The 22,229-nt window shown below is 72.5% G+C and carries 20 protein-coding genes; 10 read left to right on the top strand and 10 right to left on the bottom strand.

From position 1 onward, the window contains the following. Positions 1 to 72: 72 nt before the first annotated feature. Entirely contained in the window at positions 73 to 2,457 is a 2,385-nt protein-coding gene (locus ACFWFZ_RS18025; RefSeq protein ID WP_387123601.1) for a collagenase, read from the bottom strand. 174 nt (positions 2,458 to 2,631) lie between these two features. On the opposite strand from ACFWFZ_RS18025, the gene ACFWFZ_RS18020 reads away from it, so the two are divergent. The 4 genes from ACFWFZ_RS18020 (at position 2,632) to ACFWFZ_RS18005 (ending at position 6,097) form a co-directional block, all read left to right on the top strand. Further along, on the top strand, positions 2,632 to 4,011 hold the full coding sequence (locus ACFWFZ_RS18020; RefSeq protein WP_387123385.1) for an aminopeptidase P family protein: 1,380 nt from the start codon (positions 2,632 to 2,634) through the stop codon (positions 4,009 to 4,011). Positions 4,012 to 4,292: 281 nt separating this feature from the next. After that, the gene (locus ACFWFZ_RS18015) at positions 4,293 to 4,904 is read left to right on the top strand and encodes a TetR/AcrR family transcriptional regulator (protein ID WP_387123383.1); all 612 of its coding nucleotides are present in this window, start codon (positions 4,293 to 4,295) and stop codon (positions 4,902 to 4,904) included. After that, entirely contained in the window at positions 4,894 to 5,511 is a 618-nt protein-coding gene (locus tag ACFWFZ_RS18010) for a hypothetical protein (protein WP_387123381.1), read from the top strand. Before ACFWFZ_RS18015 ends, ACFWFZ_RS18010 begins: the two co-directional genes overlap by 11 nt. Beyond that, positions 5,504 to 6,097, top strand: a complete 594-nt coding sequence (locus ACFWFZ_RS18005; RefSeq protein ID WP_387123379.1) for a GNAT family N-acetyltransferase — start codon at positions 5,504 to 5,506, stop codon at positions 6,095 to 6,097. Before ACFWFZ_RS18010 ends, ACFWFZ_RS18005 begins: the two co-directional genes overlap by 8 nt. 676 nt (positions 6,098 to 6,773) lie before the next feature. On the opposite strand, the gene ACFWFZ_RS18000 is transcribed toward ACFWFZ_RS18005, so the two are convergent. After that, entirely contained in the window at positions 6,774 to 6,968 is a 195-nt protein-coding gene (locus ACFWFZ_RS18000; RefSeq protein WP_387123377.1) for an antitoxin, read from the bottom strand. Positions 6,969 to 6,978: 10 nt separating this feature from the next. Continuing rightward, positions 6,979 to 7,359 (bottom strand): SCO4225 family membrane protein, encoded by a 381-nt coding sequence (locus ACFWFZ_RS17995; RefSeq protein WP_387123375.1) that lies wholly within the window; start codon positions 7,357 to 7,359, stop codon positions 6,979 to 6,981. A gap of 203 nt (positions 7,360 to 7,562) precedes the next feature. Between ACFWFZ_RS17995 and ACFWFZ_RS17990 the strand changes: the two genes are divergently transcribed. Next, on the top strand, positions 7,563 to 7,799 hold the full coding sequence (locus ACFWFZ_RS17990) for a hypothetical protein (protein WP_387123373.1): 237 nt from the start codon (positions 7,563 to 7,565) through the stop codon (positions 7,797 to 7,799). A 177-nt stretch (positions 7,800 to 7,976) separates the two neighbouring features. On the opposite strand, the gene ACFWFZ_RS17985 is transcribed toward ACFWFZ_RS17990, so the two are convergent. After that, positions 7,977 to 8,423: a C40 family peptidase gene (locus ACFWFZ_RS17985; protein WP_387123599.1), complete on the bottom strand. Its 447-nt coding sequence runs from the start codon at positions 8,421 to 8,423 to the stop codon at positions 7,977 to 7,979. 312 nt (positions 8,424 to 8,735) lie between these two features. On the opposite strand from ACFWFZ_RS17985, the gene ACFWFZ_RS17980 reads away from it, so the two are divergent. Beyond that, positions 8,736 to 10,076 carry an MFS transporter gene (locus tag ACFWFZ_RS17980; RefSeq protein WP_387123371.1) on the top strand — a complete coding sequence of 447 codons (1,341 nt, stop codon included), beginning with the start codon at positions 8,736 to 8,738 and terminating at the stop codon, positions 10,074 to 10,076. Beyond that, a complete protein-coding gene (locus ACFWFZ_RS17975) occupies positions 10,073 to 11,281 on the top strand; it encodes an anhydro-N-acetylmuramic acid kinase (protein ID WP_387123369.1) in 1,209 nt (402 codons plus the stop codon). The genes ACFWFZ_RS17980 and ACFWFZ_RS17975 overlap by 4 nt, the downstream gene beginning before the upstream one ends. Before the next feature lie 131 nt (positions 11,282 to 11,412). On the opposite strand, the gene ACFWFZ_RS17970 is transcribed toward ACFWFZ_RS17975, so the two are convergent. Beyond that, positions 11,413 to 11,913: a hemerythrin domain-containing protein gene (locus ACFWFZ_RS17970; protein ID WP_387123597.1), complete on the bottom strand. Its 501-nt coding sequence runs from the start codon at positions 11,911 to 11,913 to the stop codon at positions 11,413 to 11,415. A gap of 291 nt (positions 11,914 to 12,204) precedes the next feature. Here ACFWFZ_RS17970 and ACFWFZ_RS17965 point away from each other — a divergent pair, with 291 nt between their 5' ends. Further along, positions 12,205 to 13,404 (top strand): serine hydrolase domain-containing protein, encoded by a 1,200-nt coding sequence (locus ACFWFZ_RS17965; protein WP_387123367.1) that lies wholly within the window; start codon positions 12,205 to 12,207, stop codon positions 13,402 to 13,404. Between the two features lie 161 nt (positions 13,405 to 13,565). Further along, the gene (locus ACFWFZ_RS17960; protein ID WP_387123366.1) at positions 13,566 to 15,098 is read left to right on the top strand and encodes a glutamate synthase subunit beta; all 1,533 of its coding nucleotides are present in this window, start codon (positions 13,566 to 13,568) and stop codon (positions 15,096 to 15,098) included. 112 nt (positions 15,099 to 15,210) lie between these two features. Here the strand turns inward: ACFWFZ_RS17960 and gap are convergent, their stop codons facing one another. The 3 genes from gap to ACFWFZ_RS17945 form a co-directional block, all read right to left on the bottom strand. Continuing rightward, a complete protein-coding gene (gene gap, locus ACFWFZ_RS17955; protein WP_387123364.1) occupies positions 15,211 to 16,209 on the bottom strand; it encodes a type I glyceraldehyde-3-phosphate dehydrogenase in 999 nt (332 codons plus the stop codon). A 116-nt stretch (positions 16,210 to 16,325) separates the two neighbouring features. After that, positions 16,326 to 17,282, bottom strand: a complete 957-nt coding sequence (locus ACFWFZ_RS17950; RefSeq protein WP_387123362.1) for a GlxA family transcriptional regulator — start codon at positions 17,280 to 17,282, stop codon at positions 16,326 to 16,328. Positions 17,283 to 17,515: 233 nt separating this feature from the next. Further along, a complete protein-coding gene (locus tag ACFWFZ_RS17945; RefSeq protein ID WP_387123360.1) occupies positions 17,516 to 18,160 on the bottom strand; it encodes a LysE family translocator in 645 nt (214 codons plus the stop codon). Positions 18,161 to 18,453: 293 nt separating this feature from the next. On the opposite strand from ACFWFZ_RS17945, the gene ACFWFZ_RS17940 reads away from it, so the two are divergent. Further along, positions 18,454 to 19,686 carry an FAD-dependent oxidoreductase gene (locus ACFWFZ_RS17940; protein WP_387123358.1) on the top strand — a complete coding sequence of 411 codons (1,233 nt, stop codon included), beginning with the start codon at positions 18,454 to 18,456 and terminating at the stop codon, positions 19,684 to 19,686. Between the two features lie 78 nt (positions 19,687 to 19,764). Here the strand turns inward: ACFWFZ_RS17940 and ACFWFZ_RS17935 are convergent, their stop codons facing one another. Both ACFWFZ_RS17935 and ACFWFZ_RS17930 read right to left on the bottom strand, forming a co-directional pair. After that, positions 19,765 to 21,489, bottom strand: a complete 1,725-nt coding sequence (locus ACFWFZ_RS17935) for an acyl-CoA dehydrogenase family protein (RefSeq protein ID WP_387123356.1) — start codon at positions 21,487 to 21,489, stop codon at positions 19,765 to 19,767. 83 nt (positions 21,490 to 21,572) lie between these two features. Beyond that, positions 21,573 to 22,151, bottom strand: coding sequence for a PadR family transcriptional regulator (locus tag ACFWFZ_RS17930; protein ID WP_387123354.1), 579 nt, complete (start codon positions 22,149 to 22,151; stop codon positions 21,573 to 21,575). Positions 22,152 to 22,229 lie beyond the last annotated feature (78 nt).

Raw genomic sequence — 22,229 nt, 5'->3', positions numbered from 1 at the left:
TGTCACATTCTTTAGTGCCTGCCCAGACCGGCCCCGCGCCCTCCGAAGGGCGCGGGGCCGGTCCGGAGCCCGTCAGCTGCGCAGCGGTCCCTCGCAGCTGTAAGCCGAGGTCGCGGCGACCTTGTTGCTCCAGATCTCCGGCGTGCCGAAGGAGCAGTTCATGTCGGCGAGGTTGTTGGAGGCGGCGCCCGCCCGGTCGAGGATGAAGTAGTCGACCGTCTCCGACATGTCCTTGAAGTTCTGGTCGTCGCTGCGCCAGTTCTTCAGGTTCGCGGTGATGCGGCCCGTGCAGGTGAAGCGGCGCTTGCCGGGGTCGCCGTTCTCCACGCAGTCCGGGGTGTTGTAGGTGGCCGTGGCGAAGGCCGACTTCACGGAGGCGAGCGCCGAGTCACGCAGCTGCTCGTTGGGGGTGAAGGTGGTGTTCGGCACGAAGAGCTGGTCGACCTTGGCGATCTGCGCGTCCAGGAAGCGGTCGTAGTCGCGCTGGAGGTAGGTGTCCGCTCCCATCCGGTGGCGCCAGGCGTCGTAGGCCGCCACGTCGTCGGCCCGCAGGTGCGTGTACATCTCGCGCAGCAGCGAGGGCTTCTCGGTCCACAGGAACTCGAAGAAGGTGCCGGCGTAGCTGTAGAAGCGGAAGCCGTCGCCGTCGTAGGTGGCGTTCAGCAGCTGCTCGACGGTCATGCGCGGGCCGCCGCCGGCCGTGTCGCTGATGATGCTCTTCACGAGGGACTTGCGGACCGCTATGCCGTCGTCGCGGGTGGCGCCGTCGAAGAACTCGGCCGTGCCCTCGTCCATCGCGGTCGTGCGGTCGCCCTCGTACCAGGGGCCCTGGCCGAAGAAGCCGGGGACGGCGAAGCGGCCGTTGAGGTAGTGGGTGTACTCGTGGCGGAAGAGCTCCTCAAGGGTGAGGGAGGAGTCCTGCGGGACGCGGCGCTGGTAGGTGTAGAAGGTGGCGCCGTTCTCGATGTAGATGCCGCCGTTGTTGGTGTCGTAGCCGGTCAGGATCGGGTGGTAGTTGACGTAGTCGGCGCGGGAGGCGTAGAGCACGATGTTCAGCGTGTCGTTGGGGTCGCCCGCGAGGGGCTGGTCGGTGCCGAGGACGCGGTGGTACTGCGCCTTGACCTGCTTGCTGGCGTAGTAGAGCTGGTCGACGGTGGCCCGGTCCAGGGCGGTGCGGACCTTGATGGCGCCGTTGTCGTAGGTGTAGGTGTAGGGGAAGAGCCGCTTCTCGATGTCCTCCTTGCACACCGCGTACGGCTCGCACGCCTCGTAGAAGTTGAGCCAGGAGACGACCTTGGCCCACGGCTCGCTGCCGTCGCCGAAGCCGGCCTTCACAGGCCCGAGCATCGCGCCGAGGTCGGCGACGACCTGGTCGCGCAGGCCGTCGACCTGGCCGAAGCGGGCGTACTCGCTGAGCGTGTCGCGCACCACCCAGGCGTTGCCCGTGTCCTTGAGGTGCGTGTAGCCGGCGAAGGCCTTGAAGGCGGCGCGGTAGGCGGGGTCGGCGGCCACGGCGGCGTGGAAGGCGGTGTCCTGGTTGCCCGGGTAGACGCCGAGGTAGTTGGTGGAGAGCGCGGCGAGCACGGCGCCGGCCCAGCCGGGGTCGAGGTGGGTGGCCGGGTGGGCCGGGTCCATGGTGGCCAGGACCTTCTTCACCAGGCCGAGCTGGTGCTGGCGCAGGCCGGGGCCGGCGGAATAGAGGGCCTCGCGCAGGGTGCGGGCGTTGGTGGGGGTGACGTCGAAGGTCCGGGCGGCGTTGCCGTAGTCGTCGATGGCCTTGCGTATCGCGGCGGTGGTCGGGGCGTCGGTGACGTCGATCTCGTCGCGCGAGAAGTCGTGGTAGGCGACGGCGTGCAGGTACGTGAACATCTCCTCCAGGTGCGAGGAGTTGCGGCCGTCGTGGGCCGCGGCCAGGGCGGATATCCGGCGCGAGACGGCCTGGACGTGCGCGTCCGACATCACCGGGGCCAGGCGGGCGTCCCAGGTCCAGATGAGGCCGCGCAGACAGCCGTCGGCCAGGACGGCCTGGTCGGCGAGGAAGTCGGCGAACTGCTCGGGCGTGAGGTTGGTGATCCCGTCGAGGGTGCAGGGGACGCCCGCGGCGACGCTCTTCGCGGTGGGGGCCGACCTGGCGCCCGTACCCCGCTTCTCCAGGTCCTGGACGGGCTCGGCGGCCGGGGCGGCGCCGGGGACCTGGCCGGAGATGTCCAGCCCGCCCGGGGCCGGGGCGGGGGCGGGGGCGTTGTCCTTCGCCTCGGCGAAACGGTCGACCTCGTCGAACGGGTTGCCCGTGGGGCCGTGGGCCGCGGTGGCGGGCGCGGCGGCCTGGGCGCCGGCGAAAGCGGCCGGGGCCGCGGACTCGGCGGCCTGCGTGGCGCCCTGTCCCGCGGTGGCGACCAGCGTCACGGCTACGGCGGAGGCGAGGAGGGAAGAGCGCACAGCTTTGTGCTTGAGCACCGAGAACTCCTGTTCGGAGGGGGTCAGGTGGGGGGTGGTGCGTGAACTGCCCTGCGTCACGCGGCGTTTGACGGGGATTAACGTGCCACGGTGTGAGCTGTAACATAGTAATGTGAAATTGCACTGACAAGACCTGTGCGCCCCCCAGTTCGCGTCTTTCGTGAAGGAGCCCCCGTGACCGACTCCCCCGCCCGCCTCAACACGGGCAGTCACGACCGTCCGGTGTCACCGGAATTGTCACGGTTCATGGCGGATGGCTGGGCCGCCTCCCCGCTCCCCGCCTCCGCCCGGGTCCCGGCGTACGACGTCACCCCCGCCCGCCGGGCGCGCCTCTCGGCCCGCTTCCCGGGCGAGCGGCTGATCGTCCCGGCCGGCGAGCTGAAGGTCCGCTCCAACGACTGCGACCACCGGTTCCGCCCCCACAGCGCCTACGCCTGGCTGACCGGCCTCACCGGCGAGGACCAGGCGGGCCACGTCCTGGTCATGGAGCCGTCGGGCCCGCACGCGCACGAGGCGGTGCTCCACCTGCGACCCCGCTCGCCGCGGGCGGACGGGGACGGGGAGTTCTACCGGGACCGCCGGTACGGGGAGTTCTGGGTGGGCCGCCGCCCGGACCTGGCGGAGGCGGAGCGCCTCACCGGCATCCGCTGCGCGCACCTGGACACCCTCGGCGCGCCGGAGGGCCGCCACGCGAGCTCCGACGCGGAACTCGCCGCCGCGCTGTCGGAGTTGCGCCTGGTGAAGGACGCCTGGGAGGTGGAGCAGCTCCAACTGGCCGTCGACCACACGACGGCGGGCTTCGAGGACGTCGTACGGGCCCTGCCGCGCGCGCTGGCCCACCCGCGCGGGGAGCGCTGGATCGAGGGGGTCTTCGGCCTGCGCGCCCGGGTCGAGGGCAACGGCACCGGCTACGAGACGATCGCCGCGTCGGGCGCCCACGCGTGCACCCTGCACTGGATCCGAAACGACGGCCGGCTGAACGGACAGGAGCTGCTCCTGCTGGACGCGGGCGTGGAGACGGACACCCTCTACACCGCTGACATCACCCGCACCCTCCCGCTGTCGGGCCGCTTCTCACCCGTCCAGCGGCAGGTCTACGAGCTGGTCCTCGCCGCGCAGGAGGCGGGCATCGCGGCACTGCGGCCGGGGGCGAGCTTCGGGGACTTCCACCGGGCCGGGATGCGGGTGATCGCGGAGGGTCTGGCCGACTGGGGCGTCCTGAAGGACGCGGAGGGCGACCTGCACCGGCGGTACACGCTGTGCAGCAGCGGGCACATGCTGGGGCTCGACGTGCACGACTGCGCGAAGGCGCGGGCGGAAACCTACCTGGACGGGGTCCTGGAAGAGGGCCAGGTCCTCACGGTGGAGCCGGGCCTGTACCTCCAGCCCGACGACGAGACCCTCCCGGCCGAGCTGCGGGGCATCGGCGTCCGCATCGAGGACGACCTGGTGATCACGGCGAACGGCGCCCGCCTGATGTCGGGCGCCCTGCCGCGCACGGTCGCCGGCATCGAGGAGTGGATGGGTGTCCTCCTGGAGGGCGGCCGGGCGTAGACCGGCGGCCGCCCGCCAGCCCGGCGGCGGTCGCGGAACACCCACGGGCGGGTGGTGGCGGTACGTGTCCTCGGTCGCCCGCCGGACCGCCTCGCCCCGCCCGCCGGCGGGCGGCGTGGGGCTCGACGGTGGTGACCTTGCCGAGGCGGCCGGCGATCTCGCTACGACCCCCTCCAGCGGTCCTTCGGCGGCGCCCCGCACCTGCGCACCTGTACCGCCCCACCTGATGGAACCAGCGGGGTGTACTGGCGGTACACCCCACTGGTGCGTAAGATCGGTTCATGCCTCTTCCCCGTTTCGACCGCCTGCCCGCCGAACGCCGGGAGCACATCCTGGGGGTCGCGCGCCGACACTTCGCCGAACACGGCGCCGAGAGCGCCTCCTACAACAAGATCATCGAAGCGGCAGGGGTCTCCAAGACCGCCGCCTACCACTACTTCGACGGCCGGGAGGACCTGCTCACCGCCGTCCTCGACGGGGTCCTCGACCGGCTGCTCGACGCCCTCGGGCCCTGGGAGCCGGCCCGCGACGAGGACGACTTCGGCGCCCGGTTCGCCGCCGGCTCCACCGCCCTCGCCGCCCACCTGGGCGACCACCCCGAGGACCTGGCCCTCGCCGACGCCGCCATCGGCCGCACCGCCGGCGGCCCGTGGCTCGACTGGTTCGGCGCCCTGGTCTGCGACGGCCGCCGGATCGGGCTGATCCGTGACGACGTGGACCCCGCACTGATGGCCGCGGCGACCGCGGCGGTCATCCGCGCCGCCGACGCGTGGGCCCTGGCCCGCATGACGACCGCCCCCGAGACGGGCGATCCGTCCGGACAGCTGTGGACCCTGCTGCGCGGCCTGTGGGGCGCGGCGACGACCGGACAGGAGCCGAACGATGCGCACTGACCTGCGAATCTCCTGGGACATACCGGCCACCCCACCCGGCCTCGCCGGCCGGCTGGAACGGTTCATGGGCCCGGGCAAGTCCCGTTCCGAGACCGTGGTGGAAACCATCGGCCTCCTCGGCTGCGCGGCGCTGCTGGCCGCCGGGGTGTGGAACTCGGGGGCGGCCCGCGACTGGTCCACCGCCCAACTCGTCGTGGTGGCCCTGGCCGGACTCGACCTGATCGGCGGGGTGCTGACCAACGCCACCAACGCCGCCAAGCGCTGGTACCACCGGGCCGACCCCACGGCCCGGCGCGCACGGCTGCTGTTCGTCTCCGCGCACCTGGTCCACCTCGCCGCGATGGGACTGTTCGTCCTCTCCGGCGACCTCGACTGGACCCTGGCCAACGCCGCACTGCTCCTCGGCGGGGCGGTGGCCGTGGAATGCGCACCGGTCCAGTTGCGGCGCCCGGTGGCGATGGCCGTGCTGATGGCGGCCGTCCTGGTCAACCTGTTCTGGCTGCCGGTGCCGATGGCTCTCGCCTGGTTCGCACCACTGTTCTTCCTCAAGCTGCTCGTCTGCCACCTCGTACCGGAAGCCCCGCTGGAGGAGACGCGCGATGCCTGAGGCTCCCTGGCGGATCGACACCGACCCCGATCCGGTCGCCTGCGCCGACCTGCTGGCCTCCGCGTTCGCCCGGGAGCCCGCCGTCTCCTGGATCTGCGGCGACTCGGCCTCCGCCCGCACCCACTGGTTCCGCAACACCCTGCGCACCCACGCCCGCCTCGCCGGTGCCCGGCGGACCGCCCTCGTCGGGCCGGACGGCCGGCTCCTCGCGGCGGCCGTCCTCACCCCGCCGGGCGCGACGCCGTCCGCCGGGGCCCGCGCGCTCTGGGCGGCCCGTACGCTGCGGCACTCCGGGCCGCGTGCCCTCGGGCGGACGCTGCGCTACCTGGGCGCCACCGAGGGCGGCGCGCCGCCGGGGGCCTGGACCCTGGAGTTCATCGGGGTACGCCCGGCCCTCACGGGCCGCGGAGCGGGCCGCGCCCTGCTGGACCACGTCCTGGCGACCTCACCCGCCCCCTACCTGACCACGGCGGACCCGTCGAACGTCCCCCTGTACCACCACTTCGGCTTCGCCACCCTGTGCGAAACCCGGCTGGGCCCGCTGACGATCACCGCGATGGCGCCCTTCCGCTCCCGCGGCGGGTAGCAGTCCGGAGCACGCCCCGGGCCCGGATCTTCGCCCTGCCGGGCGGGGTGGTGCTGGGGCTCCGCCCTTCCGCTCCCGCGGCGGGTGGCAGTCCGGGTCGCGTCCCGGGCCCGGGTCTTCGCCCTGCCGGGCGGGGTGGCTGCTGGGGCTCTGCCCCAGGCCCCGCGCCTCAAACGCCGGCGGGGCTGGAGTGGTGCGGGCCGGTCGCGGCGCCGGGCAGGGGTGTCTCCTCGGCTCGCGCGTGACTAGCCTTCTCGGTTGTGCTCGGTGGTTGCGCGCTCGTCCTGCGGGGACACCCCTGCCCGTCCCCGCTCCACCGCGACGGGGCGGAGTCCGGAAGACGTGGTCGGCTTTCGGCGTCTGCGGGGCACGGTCGGAGCCTGCCGTGGGGTGGGGACACGGCGGAGTGTCCCCGCAGGACGAGCGCGCACCACCGGGCACCACCGCGACATGCAGCACCGCGCGAGCCGAGGAGACACTCCGGCGGGGCACCACCCCACACCACCCAGCCCCGCCGGCGATTGAGGCGCGGGGCCTGGGGCAGAGCCCCAGCAGCCACCGGCCCGCAGCCGAAACACCGACGGCAGCCGAACCGCACAGCCCGGGGCGCAGCCCCAGCAGCCACCCACCCGCGCCGCAGCCGAACCGTACGGCCCAGGCAGAGCTCAGGGCGGGGTCAGCGCTGGGGCGGGGGCGGGTTCCCCTGGTCGCGGCGCAACTGCTCCTTGAGCTTGTCCTGCGCGGTGTCGACCTGACTGCTGTACCTGGCCCGCGTCTTGCCGTCGACGTAGTCACCGGCCTTGTCGATTCCCTGGTCGGCCTGGCTCTCGTGACCCCGCAGCATCTGCTTGAGCTTGTCCATCATCGACATGACGGCCTCCTTAGGGTTCGTCCCCCACGGCAAGGGTTGCCGATGATCGACCAGGCCGCATCTGCGAGGCTCTGACCTCGCCGGATACGTCCCGCCGCCGGCGGGACGCGCGGGCGACCAGGCCGAGCAGGAAAGCCTGGAAGAGGTACGAGCACGCCAGGATGCACCAGATGGTGGCGTCGGTCTGCGCCCAGGACCCCATCGAGTTGACCACCGAGAGCAGGAGGGCCCCGGTGGGGACGGCCAGCATCAGGGCGAATATCCCGGTCGTCTGGTCGCCGCCGTCGCCGGCGCCTGTCAGCAGCAGGAACGCGGCCAAGCCGAGGTACGCCCCCGACAGCCAGTTGCCGAAGGTGAGGACGGCGAAGGTGCGCACCGGTCCAGAACGCATGGAACTCCTCGTGTTGCCCGGGTGGGACGCGGCCGCAGGGCCTTGATGATCACCATGATGGGGCCGGGCCGCCGGGCGCGTCAGAGTACGCGTACTCAGCACGGTAACTCAGTGCCACCGGGAGCGGCCGCGGGGTGTCATTGCGGGCGGCCGACGCGCTGCCAATGGGCGGGACACGGCGGTCGGCATGGAACGATCTCCGCATGACAGAGAGCATGAGCCCGTACATGTCCTCGGCGCGGGTCACCGTCCTGGGGGTCCAGCCCGGCGACCCGCCCTTCCGGATCGTCGAGATCGACGGGGAGGTGGCCCGCATGGCGACATCCATGACCGATGTGATCCTGGCTGCCGCGGACGCGGGGATCACCATCCACGACCTCGACGATCCGGACGTGGTCCGCTGGGTCGGCGGCGGAAAACTCACCTGGCGGCTGCACTAGTCCTACCGCCGTGCCGGGCGGCTGCCCCGTGCCGTCGCCCGCTTCCAGGTCACGCGCACCACCGAGAAGAGGATCGGTGACCAGGGGTCGATCGACGTACACGCGCGTGCGCCGGTCACTGCCGGCCAGGCGGTGAGCGCGAACGCGCTGCGAACGGGTGGGGGAGCAGGGGACGGCTCAGGTGGCGCGTCCGTATCGGACCGCTTCGCTCCAAATCCGTTCCAGACGCACGGTCGTGCCGGGACGGGGAGCGTGCCAGATCCTGTTGTTGCCGGCGTAGATGCCGACGTGTGTCATGGTCGCCCCTCGGGGGAAGAAGACCAGGTCACCGGCCGTGCGATCGGCCTTGGGGATGTGGCGGGTGTGCTCGTACTGCTGGTCGGCCGTGCGCGGGAGGCGTTTGCCGGCCTTCTTGAAGGCGTACAGGGTCAGGCCCGAGCAGTCGAAGCGTCTGGGGCCGGTGGCGCCGTAGGCGTACGGCGAGCCCTGTTTGGAGGCGGCCACCTTGACGGCTCTCGCGCCGTAGGACGGCGCTGCGTGGGCCGGGTCCGTGTGGCCGGTCAGGGCGCCGGCCGCGAGGAGCAGTATGAAGAAGACGGCACGTGCTCTGAGGCAACAGCACATCGGAGAAGTGCCCTTGAGGGCCTTTCGGAAGTCGGTCCTGGAGCAGGACATCGTGACACCTCCGCAATCGGTTGGCAGGCGACAATTCAGATCAGTGGCCTGGTCCTGTTCTCGGTGGCAGTCGTCTTGGCTCTGACGGCGGACCAGTTTTCCCGCACGTCCTGCCGAGGCCGCATCGGACACGATGTGATTTGTCCCGCATTTGCGTTCGAATCGAGATGATACGAACAGGCGACCATCGCCCCGCCGCCGATGTGCTGAATCGGGACGCCGGCAGGCATCGGCCCGCCTCCGAGCGGGCACGCAGCACGGGTGAGCCCGACCGAACTGCTCCCTGCGCCGCCGCCCCACGCCGCGGCCCGCCGGGCCCTGCTCGCCGGTTCGGCGGGCAACCTCGTCGAGTGGTACGAGTTCGGCGTCTACGGCTGCTTCGCCACCGTCATCGCGGCCAACTTCTTCACCCCGCACGCGGGGGCCCCCGGCGGCGGCGCCGAAGCGCTGGTCGCCACGTACGCCTCGTTCGCCCTCGCCTTCTTCTTCCGGCCCGTCGGCGCCCTGTTGTTCGGGCGCATCGGTGACCGTTTCGGCCGCCGCCCCACCCTCGTGCTCGTCGTCGGCCTCATGACGCTCGCCACCACCCTGATCGGGCTCCTCCCCACGCGCGCCGACATCGGAGCCGTCGCCCCCTGGCTGCTCACGTTCCTGCGCGTGCTCCAAGGGCTGTCCGCCGGAGGCGAGTTCGGAGGCGCGGTGTCCCTGATGGTGGAGCACGCGCCGCCCGGCCGACGCGGCCTGTACGGCGCGTGGCAGTCCCTCACCGTCGCCCTCGGCCTGCTGGCCGGCGCCGGTACGGCCGCGGCCCTGGCCACGGCCCTGCCGGCCGAGGCGCTGTACGCGTGGGGGTGGCGGATCCCGTTCCTGCTGGCCCTGCCGCTGGGCACGGTCGCGCTGTGGCTGCGCACGGCACTGGAGGAGATCCCGGACGCGCCCCCCGGCGCGCCGCAGCCCGGCGCGGCGGACGCAACAGACGCGACCGGGCCGACCGGCACAAGTGCCCTGGCGGAGCAGGCCCGTGCCGTCGTACTCGGCATCGGACGGATCCTCGGTTGGTCGGCGGCCGGCTACACCTTCCTCGTCGTGCTGCCGTCCCATCTCCAGTCCGCTCTCGGCGCGTCGTTCCGGGACGCCCTGCTGGCCACCACCCTCGTCAACCTCGGCTTCGCCGCGTCGATCCTGCCCGCCGGACTGCTCAGCGACCGCGTCGGGCGGCGCCCCGTCATGCTCGGCGGTGCGCTCGGGATCGCCGTACTCGCCCACCCCCTGCTGCACTTGCTCCAGTCACCCGGGTCATCCCCGCAGACCCGGGCCGCGGCCGTGCTCACGGCCGGCGCGCTGGTCGGCCTGCTCGCCGGACCGGGACCGGCCATGCTGGCCGAGATGTTCCCCAGACGCGTGCGCTGCACCGGGCTCGGACTCTCCTACGCCCTCGCCAACGCCGTGTTCTCCGGCTGCGCGGGGCTCGTCATCACCGCGCTCACCGCCAGGACCGCAGACACCGCCATCCCCGCCCACTACGCCGCCGGCGCCTGCGCCGTCAGCGCCGCGGCGCTGCTGACGCTGCGCGGCGACGACCACCGCAAGCCGCTGCGATGAGGGTGATCGGCCTGATGTCCGGGACCTCCTACGACGCCGTGGACGCCGCCGCCTGCGACCTCGCCCACCGGCCGGAGGACGGCGCGCTGCACCTCACCCCGCTCGGCATGGTCAGCGAACCGTACCCGGCCGACCTGCGAAGCGAGCTCGCGCGGGCCCTGCCCCCCGCCCCCACCACCCTCGCCGACGTATGCCGTCTCGACACCCGCATCGGGCAGTCCTTCGGGCGGCTGGCCGTCCGCGCCGACCTGGAACTGTGCCGGGGGAGTGCGGAGTTGATCGCCTCACACGGGCAGACCGTGTATCACTGGGCCGCGGACGGACAGGTCCACGGCACCCTCCAGCTCGGCGAACCGGCGTGGATCGCCGAGGCCACCGGCCGCCCGGTCGTCTCCGGCTTCCGGACGCGCGACATCGCGGCCGGCGGGCAGGGCGCACCGCTGGTCAGCCTGATCGACCTGATGCTGCTGCGCGGCCGTCCCGGAGTGCCGGCCGCCCTGAACATCGGGGGGATCGCCAACGTCACCGTCGTCCCCCGCCACGCCGACCCCGTGGCCTTCGACACCGGCCCGGGCAACGCCCTGATCGACGCCGCAGTACGCGAACTGAGCGGCGGGCGGCTGGCGTACGACGAGGACGGCGCGCTCGCCGCCTCCGGACGCGTCCACGAAGGCCTGCTGCAACGGCTGCTCACCGAGCCGTACTACCGGCTGCCCGCGCCGCGGACGACGGGCAAGGAACTCTTCCACCAGGGGTATCTCCGTCCCTACCTGGGGGAGTTCGGGCAGTTGCCGCCGCAGGACGTCGTCGCCACGCTCACCCGCCTCACGGCCCGGACCGTCGCCGACGCGCTCCGGCCCCTGGGAGCCACCGAGGTGTTCGCCTCGGGAGGCGGGGTGCGCAACCCGACGCTGACGGCGATGCTCCGCGCCGAACTGGCCGGTACGCGGTTGCGCGCCTCGGAGGAACTCGGCCTGCCCGCCGCGGCGAAGGAGGCGTACGCGTTCGCCGTACTCGGCTACCTCACCGTGCACGGCCTCCCGGGCAACACGCCCGGCTGCACCGGGGCCGCCGGCCCCCGCGTGCTGGGGTCGATCACCCCGGGCAGCGGCCCGCTCCGACTGCCCGCGCCTGCGCCGCTCGCCCCGAACTCCCTGTCCGTGCGAGCGGACGGCGTTGACCTGCGGGTATGCGCGCGGCACTAGGGTCTGTATCGAGTTGCCCCGCAGGGCAACTCGATACAGACCCTAGCCGTGTCGTGCAGGCCGGCGAGCTGCTTCGCCGGCCTGCCGCAGAGCTGTCAGACGGGTCGCCTCAACGTACCCGCCGGGGCCCGTCACCTACCCACGATCTTGCGGACGTTCTCGATGCTGCCGCAGTCCGACGCGAGCTGCCTTTCCCGCTCCTCCAGGAACGCGGCACCCAGCTCGGCCCTGCGTTCGTCGGGGACGTTCTCCCGGGCGCCGTTGAGGATGGTCCGCTCCTCCTCGTCCAGGTGGTGGGAGACCGCCTTGACCAGGTCCTCCAGGCGTTCGTCCCACTCCTCGGAGCCGACGTCCTCCACTTCCAGAAGCTTCAGCAGCGCCTCGTTCCCCTCGGCGTGCTCCTCCTCGCCGTGCTCCACCTCGTCGTCGTCGACGCCCCGGAAACGCTTGAAAGCGCCGTAGACCTTGGCCTCCTCGGCCTCGCCGTGCGCGATGAGCAGTGCCGAGAACTCGTCCCGGGCCGCTGCGCGGTCGGCCTCGATGCTCCGCATCCGGCGGAAGAGCTCCTCCATCGTGCGGTGGTCCTTGAGGATCACCGCGACCACGTCCTGGCCCTTGCCCTGGTCCGCCATTCCACACGCCTCCTCGATCGGTGTTCCGGTCACCTCGCGCTTGCTCGCTCGCCGCGACCGCAAACCTCCCGACCGTAGCCCGCGATCTGCGGCGGAGCACCTCGCGCTTCGCGGGACACCATGCGGCCGAGCAGCTGGGCCGGCGGGCACGGCCGGCGCGGACCGCGACCCGGTACCCGTCTGGGCCGGACGGGCCACGGCCGCCCCCGTGCGGCCGTGTCTGCGCCGGCATCGACGCGGCCGGTGCCATCGTGGGCCACCGCGCTCCGTGTCTCCCCTGGAGGTTCCGCCGTGTCCCCACGCCCGTACGGCCGCGCCCGCCGGATCCGTCCGTCCCTGCGCCTGGCCGCCGCCACCGCCGTGTGGGGCGCCCTGCTCGGCGTCTGCGTGCCGCCCGCGCAGGCCGTGGCGGACCGCAACCCGCCGTCGCCCACCGCGGCGGACCTCCGCCAGGAGCTCCGCGAACTCGTGGACCGGCCCGACGGGCCCCCCGGGGTCATCGCCGTCCTGCGCGACGGCGACCGTACGAAGGTCTACCGCGCGGGCGTGGCCGACCTGGAGAGCGGCAGGCCGCCGAGCGCGACCGACCACATGCGCATCGCCAGCGTCGCGAAGGCCTTCAGCGGAGCGGTGGCCCTGAGCCTCGTCGACCGCGGCCGGCTGCGGCTGGACGCCACCATCGGCGAGGTCCTGCCCGATCAGCCCGTCGCGTGGCACGAGGTGACGCTGCGGCAACTCCTCAACCACACCAGCGGACTGCCCGACTACTCGGCCTCCCAGGAGTTCCTCGACATCGTCTCCGCGGACCCCCGCCACCACTTCGACTCCCGGCGCCTGCTGGAGTTCGTCGCCGGCGAGGACCTCCAATTCCGGCCGGGCAGCCGCTACCACTACTCCAACTCCGACAACATCGCCGTCGCCCTGATGGCCGAGGCCGCCACCGGACGCCGGTACGAGACGCTGCTGCGCGAGCTCGTGTACCGGCCGCTGGGCCTGACCGCCACCACGCTGCCCCAGGGCTACGGGCTGCCCGAGCCCTTCCTCCACGGCTACCAGATCGACCCGCAGGAAGGGCCCGTCGACGTCAGCGAGGCCGTGAGCGCCTCCGGAGCCTGGGCGGCAGGGGGCATCGTCTCGACCCCGGAGGACCTGACCGCCTTCATCCGGGGCTACGCGGGCGGCGCCCTCATCTCGGACCGCACCCGCCGCCAGCAGTTCAGGTTCATCCCCGGCGCGCTCTCCCAGCCCCCCGGACCCGGCCGGACCGAGGCGGGCCTGGCCCTCTACCGCTACACCACCCGCTGCGGAACGGTGTACGGCCACACCGGCAACACGCCCGGCTACACACAGCTCGCCGCGGCCACGGCGGACGGCAGCCGCTCGCTGACCTTCACGATCACCACCCAGACGTCCCTGACCGGCAACCCCGAGCTGCTCGCGCGGGTCCGGAACGTCCAGGAGGACTTCGTCTGCGCCCTGCTGCGCGGGTGACCGCCCCGAACCGTTGAGCCCCCGGGCGCGCGCGGCCGAGCGGCCCTGGGCGCCCGCCACGGAGGCGGCGTAACCTGGTCGGACCGCCACTGAAAGCGTGCGCCGGAACCGCGGTGCGCGCACCCGTACACCCCGCCGCGAACGATCCAGGGAGGCGGCGAGTGACCGATCCGTTCGGCTTCCTCAGGATCCCCCGCGAGCCCGTCCCGGCCCGTCCCGTCGAGGAACGGCTCGGCGACTGGCACGAGGTCTACGCGGGCCAGGCCCTGCTCCCGCTCGTCTCCAGGCAGGCCGACCGCTGCATGGACTGCGGAATCCCGTTCTGCCACACCGGCTGCCCCCTCGGGAACCTCATACCCGAGTGGAACGCCTACGCCGCCCACGGCGACTGGCGCGCGGCGTACGAGCGGCTGCACGCGACCAACAACTTCCCGGAGGTCACCGGACGGCTCTGCCCGGCCCCCTGTGAGGACGCCTGCGTCCTCACGATCAACGCGGACCCCGTGACCATCAAGAACATCGAGCAGACGATCGCGGACGAGGGACTGCGGCGCGGCTACATGGTGCCGAGGCCGCCCGAGCGGCACAGCGCCAAGACCGTGGCCGTCATAGGCTCCGGTCCGGCCGGACTGGCCGCCGCGCAGCAGTTGACCCGGGCCGGCCACGCGGTCACGGTCCACGAGCGGGCCGACCGGATCGGCGGCCTGCTGCGCTACGGCATCCCCGAGTTCAAGATGGAGAAGGCGCAGCTGGACCGCCGGATCGAGCAGATGCGCGCCGAGGGCACCGTGTTCATCACCGGCCACGACGTCGGAGCCGCGGCCGAAGGGGGCGCCCGTGTCGACGCCGATGCCGCCGAGCTGCGCGGCCGGTGTGACGCCGTCGTCGTCGCGATCGGAGCCGGCGAGCGCAGGGAACTACCCGTCCCCGGCCGCGAGCTGCACGGCATCCACCAGGCCATGGACTACCTGACCTGCGCGAACCGGGTACAGGAGGGTGACCGGGTCGACTCGCCCGTCACCGCCGAGGGTAGGCACGTGGTCATCGTCGGAGGCGGCGACACCGGATCCGACTGCATGGGAACGGCCCTGCGGCAGGGCGCGATGTCCGTGGTCCAGCTCGACATCAACCCGGAGCCCGGCCCCGGCCGCACCGGCGACGAGCCCTGGCCGGTGTACCCCAGGACGTACCGGATCTCCCACGCCCACGCCGAGGCCCGCGGGCGCGAGGGCCGCGACCCCCGGCTGTTCGCCTGCGCCACCCTGCGCTTCGAGGGGGATGCCTCGGGCCGGGTACGGGCGCTCCACCTGACCGCCGTCGAGCCGGTGGGCCGCAGCCCGCTGGCGGGTACCGAGCGGGTCCTGCCGGCCGGGCTGGTACTGCTGGCACTCGGCTTCTCCGGCCCCGAGCGGGCGGGCGGCCTGCGCGAGCAGCTGGGCCTGGAGCTGGACGAACGCGGCAACTTCGCGCGGGACGCCGGCTTCGCGGCGCGCGGCGGCCGGGCGCCGGGGGTGTTCGTGGCGGGTGACGCGGGGCGCGGGCAGTCGCTCGTGGTGTGGGCCATCGCCGAGGGCCGGGCGGCGGCAGCCGCCGTGGACCGCTACCTCACCGGCTCGACATGCCTGCCGGCCCCGGTCGCCGCGCACGACCTGCCGATGTCGGCGCTCGGCCGCATGCGCTACGGGGACTTCTGAGAACGTCTGAGAACGGCACTGAGAAGGTCTGAGAAGGGCGCTGAGAACGGCACGCTCCGGCCGGCCCGAGGGGGCCGGCCGGAGCGCGGGTCACTGACGGCGGGGCGGCTGCTCAGCCCGCGGCCAGGAGCGTGAGGGTGTCGATCACGCGGTTCGAGAAGCCCCACTCGTTGTCGTACCAGGCGACGACCTTGACGTGGCGGCCGTCGACGCGGGTGAGCTCCGAGTCGAAGATCGACGAGGCGGGGTTGCCGGTGATGTCGGACGACACCAGCGGGTCGTCCGAGTACTCCAGCACACCGGCCAGCGGTCCCTGGGCGGCGGCGCGGTACGCCTCCAGGATCTCCTCGCGCGTCACCTCGCGGGCGACGGTCGTGTTGAGCTCCACGATGGAACCCACCGGGACCGGCACGCGGATCGAGTCGCCCTGCAGCTTGCCGTCGAGCTGCGGCAGCACCAGGCCGATCGCCTTCGCGGCGCCCGTGGAGGTCGGCACGATGTTGACGCCGGCGGCGCGGGCGCGGCGCGGGTCGCGGTGCGGGCCGTCCTGCAGGTTCTGCTCCTGCGTGTAGGCGTGCACCGTCGTCATGAAGCCGTGCTCGATGCCCGCGAGCTCGTCGAGGACCGCGGCCAGCGGGGCGAGCGCGTTCGTCGTGCACGACGCGTTCGAGACGATGGTGTGCACGGCCGGGTCGTAGGCGTCGGTGTTGACGCCGTACGCCAGCGTGACGTCGGCGCCGTCCGAGGGCGCACTGACCAGTACCTTCTTCGCCCCCGCCTTGAGGTGGGCGCGGGCGGCGTCAGCCGAGGTGAAGCGGCCGGTGGCCTCCAGCACGATGTCGACGCCGAGGTCGGCCCACGGCAGCTGCTCCGGCTCCCGCTCGGCCAGCACCGTGATGCGGCGGCCGTCGACGACCAGGGTGTTCCCGTCGACGGTCACCGGGCGGCCGAGCCGGCCGGAGGTGCTGTCGTACGCGAGGAGCCGCGCGAGGGCCTTCGGCTCCGTGAGGTCGTTGACGGCGACGACCTCGAGGTCGCTTTCGCGCTCGAGCAGCGCGCGCAGCACGTTGCGTCCGATGCGGCCGAATCCGTTGATGGCGATGCGAGTCATGAGCGAGTCCCTTTCGTTCGACATCAGGTTCGCGCCCCTTGCCCGCCCGCGACAGCGGCGTGATCGCCACTGTTCAAAAGGATCTCGCCAGGAGCGGTGGCGGGATCCTCACGGACCTACTCGCCCTTGGTGAAGGTGCGCCGGTACTCGGTCGGGCTGGTCCCCAGGATCCGCTGGAAGTGCAGCCGCAGGTTCGCGCCGGTGCCGAGGCCGACGTCGGCGGCGATCTGCTCGACACCGCGCTGCGAGCGTTCGAGCAGCTCACGGGCCACGTCGATGCGGGCCCGCATGACCCACTGCATCGGCGTGTACCCGGTGTCCTCCACGAACCGCCGCGAGAACGTACGGGGCGACACCCCGGCGTGCCGGGCCAGGGACTCCAGGGTGAGGGGCTCGCCGAGCCGGCGCAGCGCCCACTCGCGCGTGGCGGCGAACCGCTCGCCGAGCGGCTCCGGCACGCTGCGCGGCACGTACTGCGCCTGGCCGCCGCTGCGGTAGGGGGCGGCGACCAGGCGCCGCGCCGCGTGGTTCGACGCTGCCACGCCGAGGTCGCCGCGCAGGATGTGCAGGCACAGGTCGATGCCGGACGCGGCGCCCGCCGAGGTGAGGACGCTGCCCTCGTCGACGAACAGGACGTTCTCGTCGACCCGGACGAGCGGGTGCTTGGCGGTGAGGGCCCGCGCGTAGTGCCAGTGCGTCGTCGCGCGCTTCCCGTCGAGCAGGCCCGTCGCGGCGAGCGCGAATGCGCCCGTCGAGATGGCGGCGAGCCGCGCACCCCGCTCGTGGGCCGCGATCAGCGCGTCGATGACGGGCCGCGGCGGGTCCTCGCGGTCCGGGAAGCGGTAACCGGGGACGAAGACGATGTCGGCCCACGCGAGGGCGTCCAGCCCGTGCGTCACGTGGTACGAGAGCCCGTCGCCGCCGGCCACGAGCCCAGGGGCCGCGCCGCACACCCGCACCTCGTACGGCATGCTCGCGCGGGTCGTGAAGACCTGCGCGGGGATGCCCACATCGAGCGGCTTCGCGCCTTCGAGGACGAGGACGGCGACGCGGTGGAGACGGGAGGCTGGCACGGGGTCGAGCCTAGTGCTGTGGCCGGAAAGGTTCACCGGGTCACGGCGCCAGCCTGTCCGGCCGGTCGTGTGACCACTGCGTGCCCGAGTCGTTCCTGCGGGCAGGGGGCGGGGTGATCCGAGTGAACGGCACACGTGGTGGACGGCCACCAGGCTTCGATGAGGACCGCTCCAAGAAGCGCAGCACCGTCGAGCGGGCGATCAGGCCGGTGTCACAGGCGTGCGGGCAGGGCTCAGGCCGAGACAGGGGTACGGGACAGTGCGGTGCGCAGCGCGAAGACGCCGAGCAGGCCGCCTGACGCGAACCGCTGAGCGGTCATCACGCGGGGCCGGGCGGCCAGGAAGCCCGACACCCGTGCTGCGCCCAGCATGATCAGAGCGTTCACGGAGATACCCACGATGATCTGCACACCACCGAGCTGGAGCAGTTGCGCCCAGCCCGGGCCCGCCTGTGGATCCATGAACTGGGGCAGCAGAGCGGCGTACAAGAGAGCGATCTTGGGGTTGAGCAGGTTGGTCAGCAGCCCCATCGAGAACAGGCGGGCGTCAGAGACCGGAGGCAGGTCCTGGGCCGGAGCGAAGGGCGAGCGGCCACCGGGCTTGAGCATCCCCCAGGCCAGGTAAGCCAGGTAGGCGGCCCCAGCGAGCTTGACCACCGTGAACGCCAGCGGCACGGCGGCGAACAGCGCGGACAGGCCTGCGGCCGCGGCCAGCAGATAGCACAGGAATCCCACAGCGGTCCCGCTCAGGCTGACCAGGCCCGCCCTGCGGCCTTGGGTGATCGCGCGAGAGGCGAGGTGGATCATGTTCGGCCCCGGAGTCAGGGCCATGCCCAGTTCGACCAGGGCTACTGCCCCCACTGCGGCCAGACTGATCACCCGTCAACTCCCGATCATCTGCCGGGTACCTGGTACCCGGAGTGTGGCGGCGCCCGGCTGCGGCGGGCGGCTGCGACGCATCGGCAGTGCCCGCATCGTCTCCCTCAGGATACGGCCCCGCCGTTCGGTGTCTGCGTGCACCCCTCGCTCCCGTCGCTCCCGTCGGCGATCTCCGCCTGATCGGCCTGGACAGGGCCTGCGCGCAACCGGCGAGTGTTCCGCCGGGGCCGCCGCCCGCGGTGCGGTATACGTGCCGTGGGGATCGCCCGATCTCCGCGAAGGGAGTGGTTGCCGTGGAGCGAACGACCTGCTGCGTGGTGGGGGGCGGCCCGGCCGGAATGGTGCTCGCGCTGCTGCTGGCCCGCGCCGGTGTGGAGGTGACGGTGCTGGAGAGACACGGTGACTTCCTGCGCGACTTCCGCGGCGACACCGTGCACCCCACCACCCTGTCGCTGCTCGACGACATCGGCCTGGCCGAACGCTTCGCCCGGCTGCCGCAGCGCCGCGTCACCACGGTTCAGCTGCCCATCGGACCGGACCGTTGCCTGGTCACCGTCGGCGACATCGGGGCCCTGCCCGGGAAGTACAACTACATCGCGATGGTGCCCCAGTGGGACCTCCTCGACCTCCTCGCCGACGAGGCGGCCCGGGAACCCTCCTTCCACCTGCGCATGGACACCGAGGCGACCGGTTTCCTCATCGAGGGCGGACGCGTCAACGGCGTGCGCTACCGCACCGCGGACGGCGCCACCGGCGAACTCAGGGCCACCCTGACCGTGGCCTGCGACGGCCGCGGCTCACTGGCCAGGACCCTGCCCGAACTCGGCCTGGAGCACTTCCCGTGCCCCATGGACGCCTGGTGGTTCCGCCTGCCCCGGCGCGAGGGCGACCCAGGCGGGCTCGTGGGCGGCCTGGGCGACCGGTTCTTCACTGCGCTCATCGACCGCGGCGACTACTGGCAGTGCGCCGCGCTCATCCCGAAGGGGACCGACGCCGAGCGCCGCGCCGAGGGCCTGGAGCGGTTCATGGCCCGCTTCGCGGAGGCCGCCCCCTGGCTGGCCGACCGGAGCCACGCCGTCACCTCCTGGGACGAGGTGAAACTGCTCGACGTACGACTGGACCGCCTGCGCCGCTGGCACCGCCCGGGGCTGCTGTGCATCGGCGACGCCGCCCACGCGATGTCACCGGTGGGCGGCATCGGCATCAACCTCGCCGTGCAGGACGCGGTCGCCGCGGCCCGCCACCTCGTGCGTCCGCTGCGCGAGGGCAGGGTGGGCCTGAACGACGTGCGCCGCGTCCAGCTCCGCCGCTGGCCCACCACCGTGGCGACGCAGCGGCTCCAACGCCTGGCCCACACCCAGGTCCTCGAACCCATCCTCCAGGGCCGCACCGCGTTCGGCGACCCCCGGCGCGCCAAGCGGGTGACGGAACTCGTCACCGCATCGGCCTGGTTGAACCGCATCCCGGCGTACTTCATCGCCTACGGAGCCCTCCGCGAGCGCCCGCCGGCCGAATCCCTGCGCTGACCGACGGGCGCGCTTGCGACGGACCCCTTCGGCGGTCGCCACGACGGTGCCGTGGGGGCCGCCGAAGGGACGGCGCTCCTACTGCGCCATCTCGTAGGAGCCGGACAGGGCCTCGACGCGGGACCAGACGCGAGCCGAGCGGGCCTCGTCGATGACCGGGCGGCGGACGGCGGCCAGCGCCCAGGCCTGCTGCTCCGGCGTGCTGGAGTCCTTGCCGTGCAGCTCCACGGCGTGCTGGGAGAAGTCGCGCACGAGCACCGAGAACAGCTCGTCCAGCACGGACTCGTCCAGGTCCGTCAGGCGGGCCTGCTCCAGGATCAGCTGTCCGTGGACGACCAGGGCGAACAGCTGCCCCACGGAGAGGAGGAAGTCGAGGTCGCGTCCCTGCGCCTCGTCGGGCGCGATGGTCGCCGCGAACTCGGCGAGGGCGTCGGCCTGTTCGCGCAAGCGCGCGACGTTCGGCACGGCGGCGTAGGCGTCGTAGGCCGGTCGCCAGTCGTGGAAGCGTACGGAGCCCAGCCCACGGGCCGGTCCTTGCCGGAACAGGAAGTCGTCGTCGGCCGCGTCGAGGCGCGTCGGCACGGGCGCGTACTCGGCCGGGTCCAGCAGGTGGTTGCGCATGAACTTGAGGATCAGCGCGAGGTTGACGTGGACCGTGCCCTCCAGCTTCGGCAGTCCGCGGATCTCGACGGCCGCCTGGGCGAAGTAGTTGTCCTTCTCGAAACCCTTGGCGGCGATCACGTCCCACATCAGGTCGATGACCTTCTCGCCCTCCGTCGTGACCTTCATCTTGGTCATCGGGTTGAAGAGAAGGTAACGGCGGTCGTCGGGTCCGGCGGAGCGGAAGTAGTCGACGGCGCGGTCGCTGAACAGCTTCATCCCGACGAGGCGGACGTAGGCGTCGGCCAGCTCGCGGCGCACGTGCGGGAAGGCGGTGACGGGCCGGCCGTAGAGGATCCGGTTGTGCGCGTGCGTGACGGCCTCGTACATCGCGTGCTCGCAGATGCCGATCGAGGCGGTGCAGAGGTTGAACTTGCCGACGTTGACGGTGTTCAGCGCGGCGTCGAAGGCGGCGCGCCCGGTGTGCAGGACGTCCTCGGCGGCCACCGGGTAGTCCTCCAGGCGGAACTCGCTGACGTACTTGGAGGAGTCGACGACGTTCTTCACGAGCCGGTACGCCGGGTGGCGGCTGTCGGCGGCGAAGAAGACATAGCCGTCCGGGCCTTCGATGTCGGTGCGGCGGCCGAAGACGGAGACGAGCCCGGCAGCGTTGCCGTTGCCGATGTAGTACTTGGATCCGCTGGCGCGGAAGCCGCCGTCGCCGTCCGGCTCCAGCAGCATGTCGGTGGAGTAGATGTCGGCGCCGTGGGACTTCTCGGACAGGCCGAAGGCGAACACCTCGCCCTCCGACAGCAGTTGCGCGGCGCGCTCGCGGGCGGCGGCGTTGTCGCTCTGCCAGACCGGGCCGAGGCCGAGGACGGTGACCTGCCAGGCGTACCAGTAGTCGAGACCGTAGAAGCCGAAGATCTCGTTGAGGGCGGCGATCCGCGCGGTGTCCCAGCGCTTGTCCGGCTCGCCCTCTCCGGCGGCGGCCGCCGGGGTCAGGAACGTCGCGAAGAGCCCTTCCTTGGCGGAGAAGGCGAGGAAGTCGGCCAGCCAGGCACGGGTGCGGTAGTCCTCGATGATCCGCCGCTTGCCGCGGGCCTCGAACCAGTCGACGGTCGCGCGCAGCAGCCTGCGGGTCTCCGGGTCGAAGTGCGCCGGGTCGTAGGTGTGCGGGTGGAACAGCAGAGGGTCGGACATGGCGGATCACCTTCCGAGGGGTCGGAGTCGGGGTTAGCGCGGATGCGCGGAGGGAGAGGGCAGGAGACGAGGGTGCTCGCGGGCTACGAGGTCGGCGGCGCGGGCGGCGCGCTCCGGCCGAGCCGGCGGAGGGTGGCCAGGACGTCGTCGAGCCAGGCGATCGTCATCCGCTCCTGCGCGATCCCCCCGCGCAGCACGACGTGCTGGAGTTCCTGGCCGGCGTCGAGCGGTGCCGGGGCGTCGGGCCCGGTGAAGTCACGCAGTTCCCCGGCGAGATAGCGCGTGAGCCGGTCCCGGTGGGCCTGCTGGTGCCGCTCCACCTCGCGGATCAGGGACGCTGGGTCGTCGAAGGCCGCCCCGCGGATCTTCACGGCGAGGTCGTGCCGCAGGCTCTCCGGCTCGATCGGCTCGTGCAGCCACTGCGCGAGCGCGACCCGGCCGGGACCAGCGGCCGAATACTCCTTCTTGTCCGGCCGGCCCTGCTGCGCAATCGTACGGACGGCGAGCAGCCCGTCGCTCTCCATGCGCTTGAGCACGCGGTAGATCTGCTGGTGCGTGGCGGTCCAGAAGTAGCCGATCGACCGGTCGAACCGGCGGGCCAGCTCATAGCCGGAGCCCGGCTTCTCCAGCAGGGAGACGAGGATCGCGTGTTCGAGCGCCATGCCGCTGATCCTGCTATGCAACTCGTTGCATGGACAAGCGGCGGCGCACAGGTGAGACGCGGCTCACCCGGTGGCCCG

Origin of the sequence: Streptomyces sp. NPDC060232, from assembly GCF_042726555.1 — a bacterium.
GTDB lineage: Bacteria > Actinomycetota > Actinomycetes > Streptomycetales > Streptomycetaceae > Streptomyces.
The sequence above is the reverse complement of the archived record's forward strand: the minus strand, read 5'-3'. Positions and strand labels throughout refer to the sequence as shown.

Bases quoted from the DNA above. Each gene is read 5' to 3' on its own strand.
- ACFWFZ_RS18015 (WP_387123383.1), top strand. From the start codon at position 4,293: ATGCCTCTTCCCCGTTTCGACCGCCTGCCCGCCGAACGCCGGGAGCAC.
- ACFWFZ_RS18010 (WP_387123381.1), top strand. From the start codon at position 4,894: ATGCGCACTGACCTGCGAATCTCCTGGGACATACCGGCCACCCCACCC.
- ACFWFZ_RS18005 (WP_387123379.1), top strand. From the start codon at position 5,504: ATGCCTGAGGCTCCCTGGCGGATCGACACCGACCCCGATCCGGTCGCC.
- ACFWFZ_RS18000 (WP_387123377.1), bottom strand. From the start codon at position 6,968: ATGTCGATGATGGACAAGCTCAAGCAGATGCTGCGGGGTCACGAGAGC.
- ACFWFZ_RS17995 (WP_387123375.1), bottom strand. From the start codon at position 7,359: ATGCGTTCTGGACCGGTGCGCACCTTCGCCGTCCTCACCTTCGGCAAC.
- ACFWFZ_RS17990 (WP_387123373.1), top strand. From the start codon at position 7,563: ATGACAGAGAGCATGAGCCCGTACATGTCCTCGGCGCGGGTCACCGTC.
- ACFWFZ_RS17985 (WP_387123599.1), bottom strand. From the start codon at position 8,423: ATGTGCTGTTGCCTCAGAGCACGTGCCGTCTTCTTCATACTGCTCCTC.
- ACFWFZ_RS17975 (WP_387123369.1), top strand. From the start codon at position 10,073: ATGAGGGTGATCGGCCTGATGTCCGGGACCTCCTACGACGCCGTGGAC.
- ACFWFZ_RS17970 (WP_387123597.1), bottom strand. From the start codon at position 11,913: ATGGCGGACCAGGGCAAGGGCCAGGACGTGGTCGCGGTGATCCTCAAG.
- gap (WP_387123364.1), bottom strand. From the start codon at position 16,209: ATGACTCGCATCGCCATCAACGGATTCGGCCGCATCGGACGCAACGTG.
- ACFWFZ_RS17935 (WP_387123356.1), bottom strand. From the start codon at position 21,489: ATGTCCGACCCTCTGCTGTTCCACCCGCACACCTACGACCCGGCGCAC.
- ACFWFZ_RS17930 (WP_387123354.1), bottom strand. From the start codon at position 22,151: ATGGCGCTCGAACACGCGATCCTCGTCTCCCTGCTGGAGAAGCCGGGC.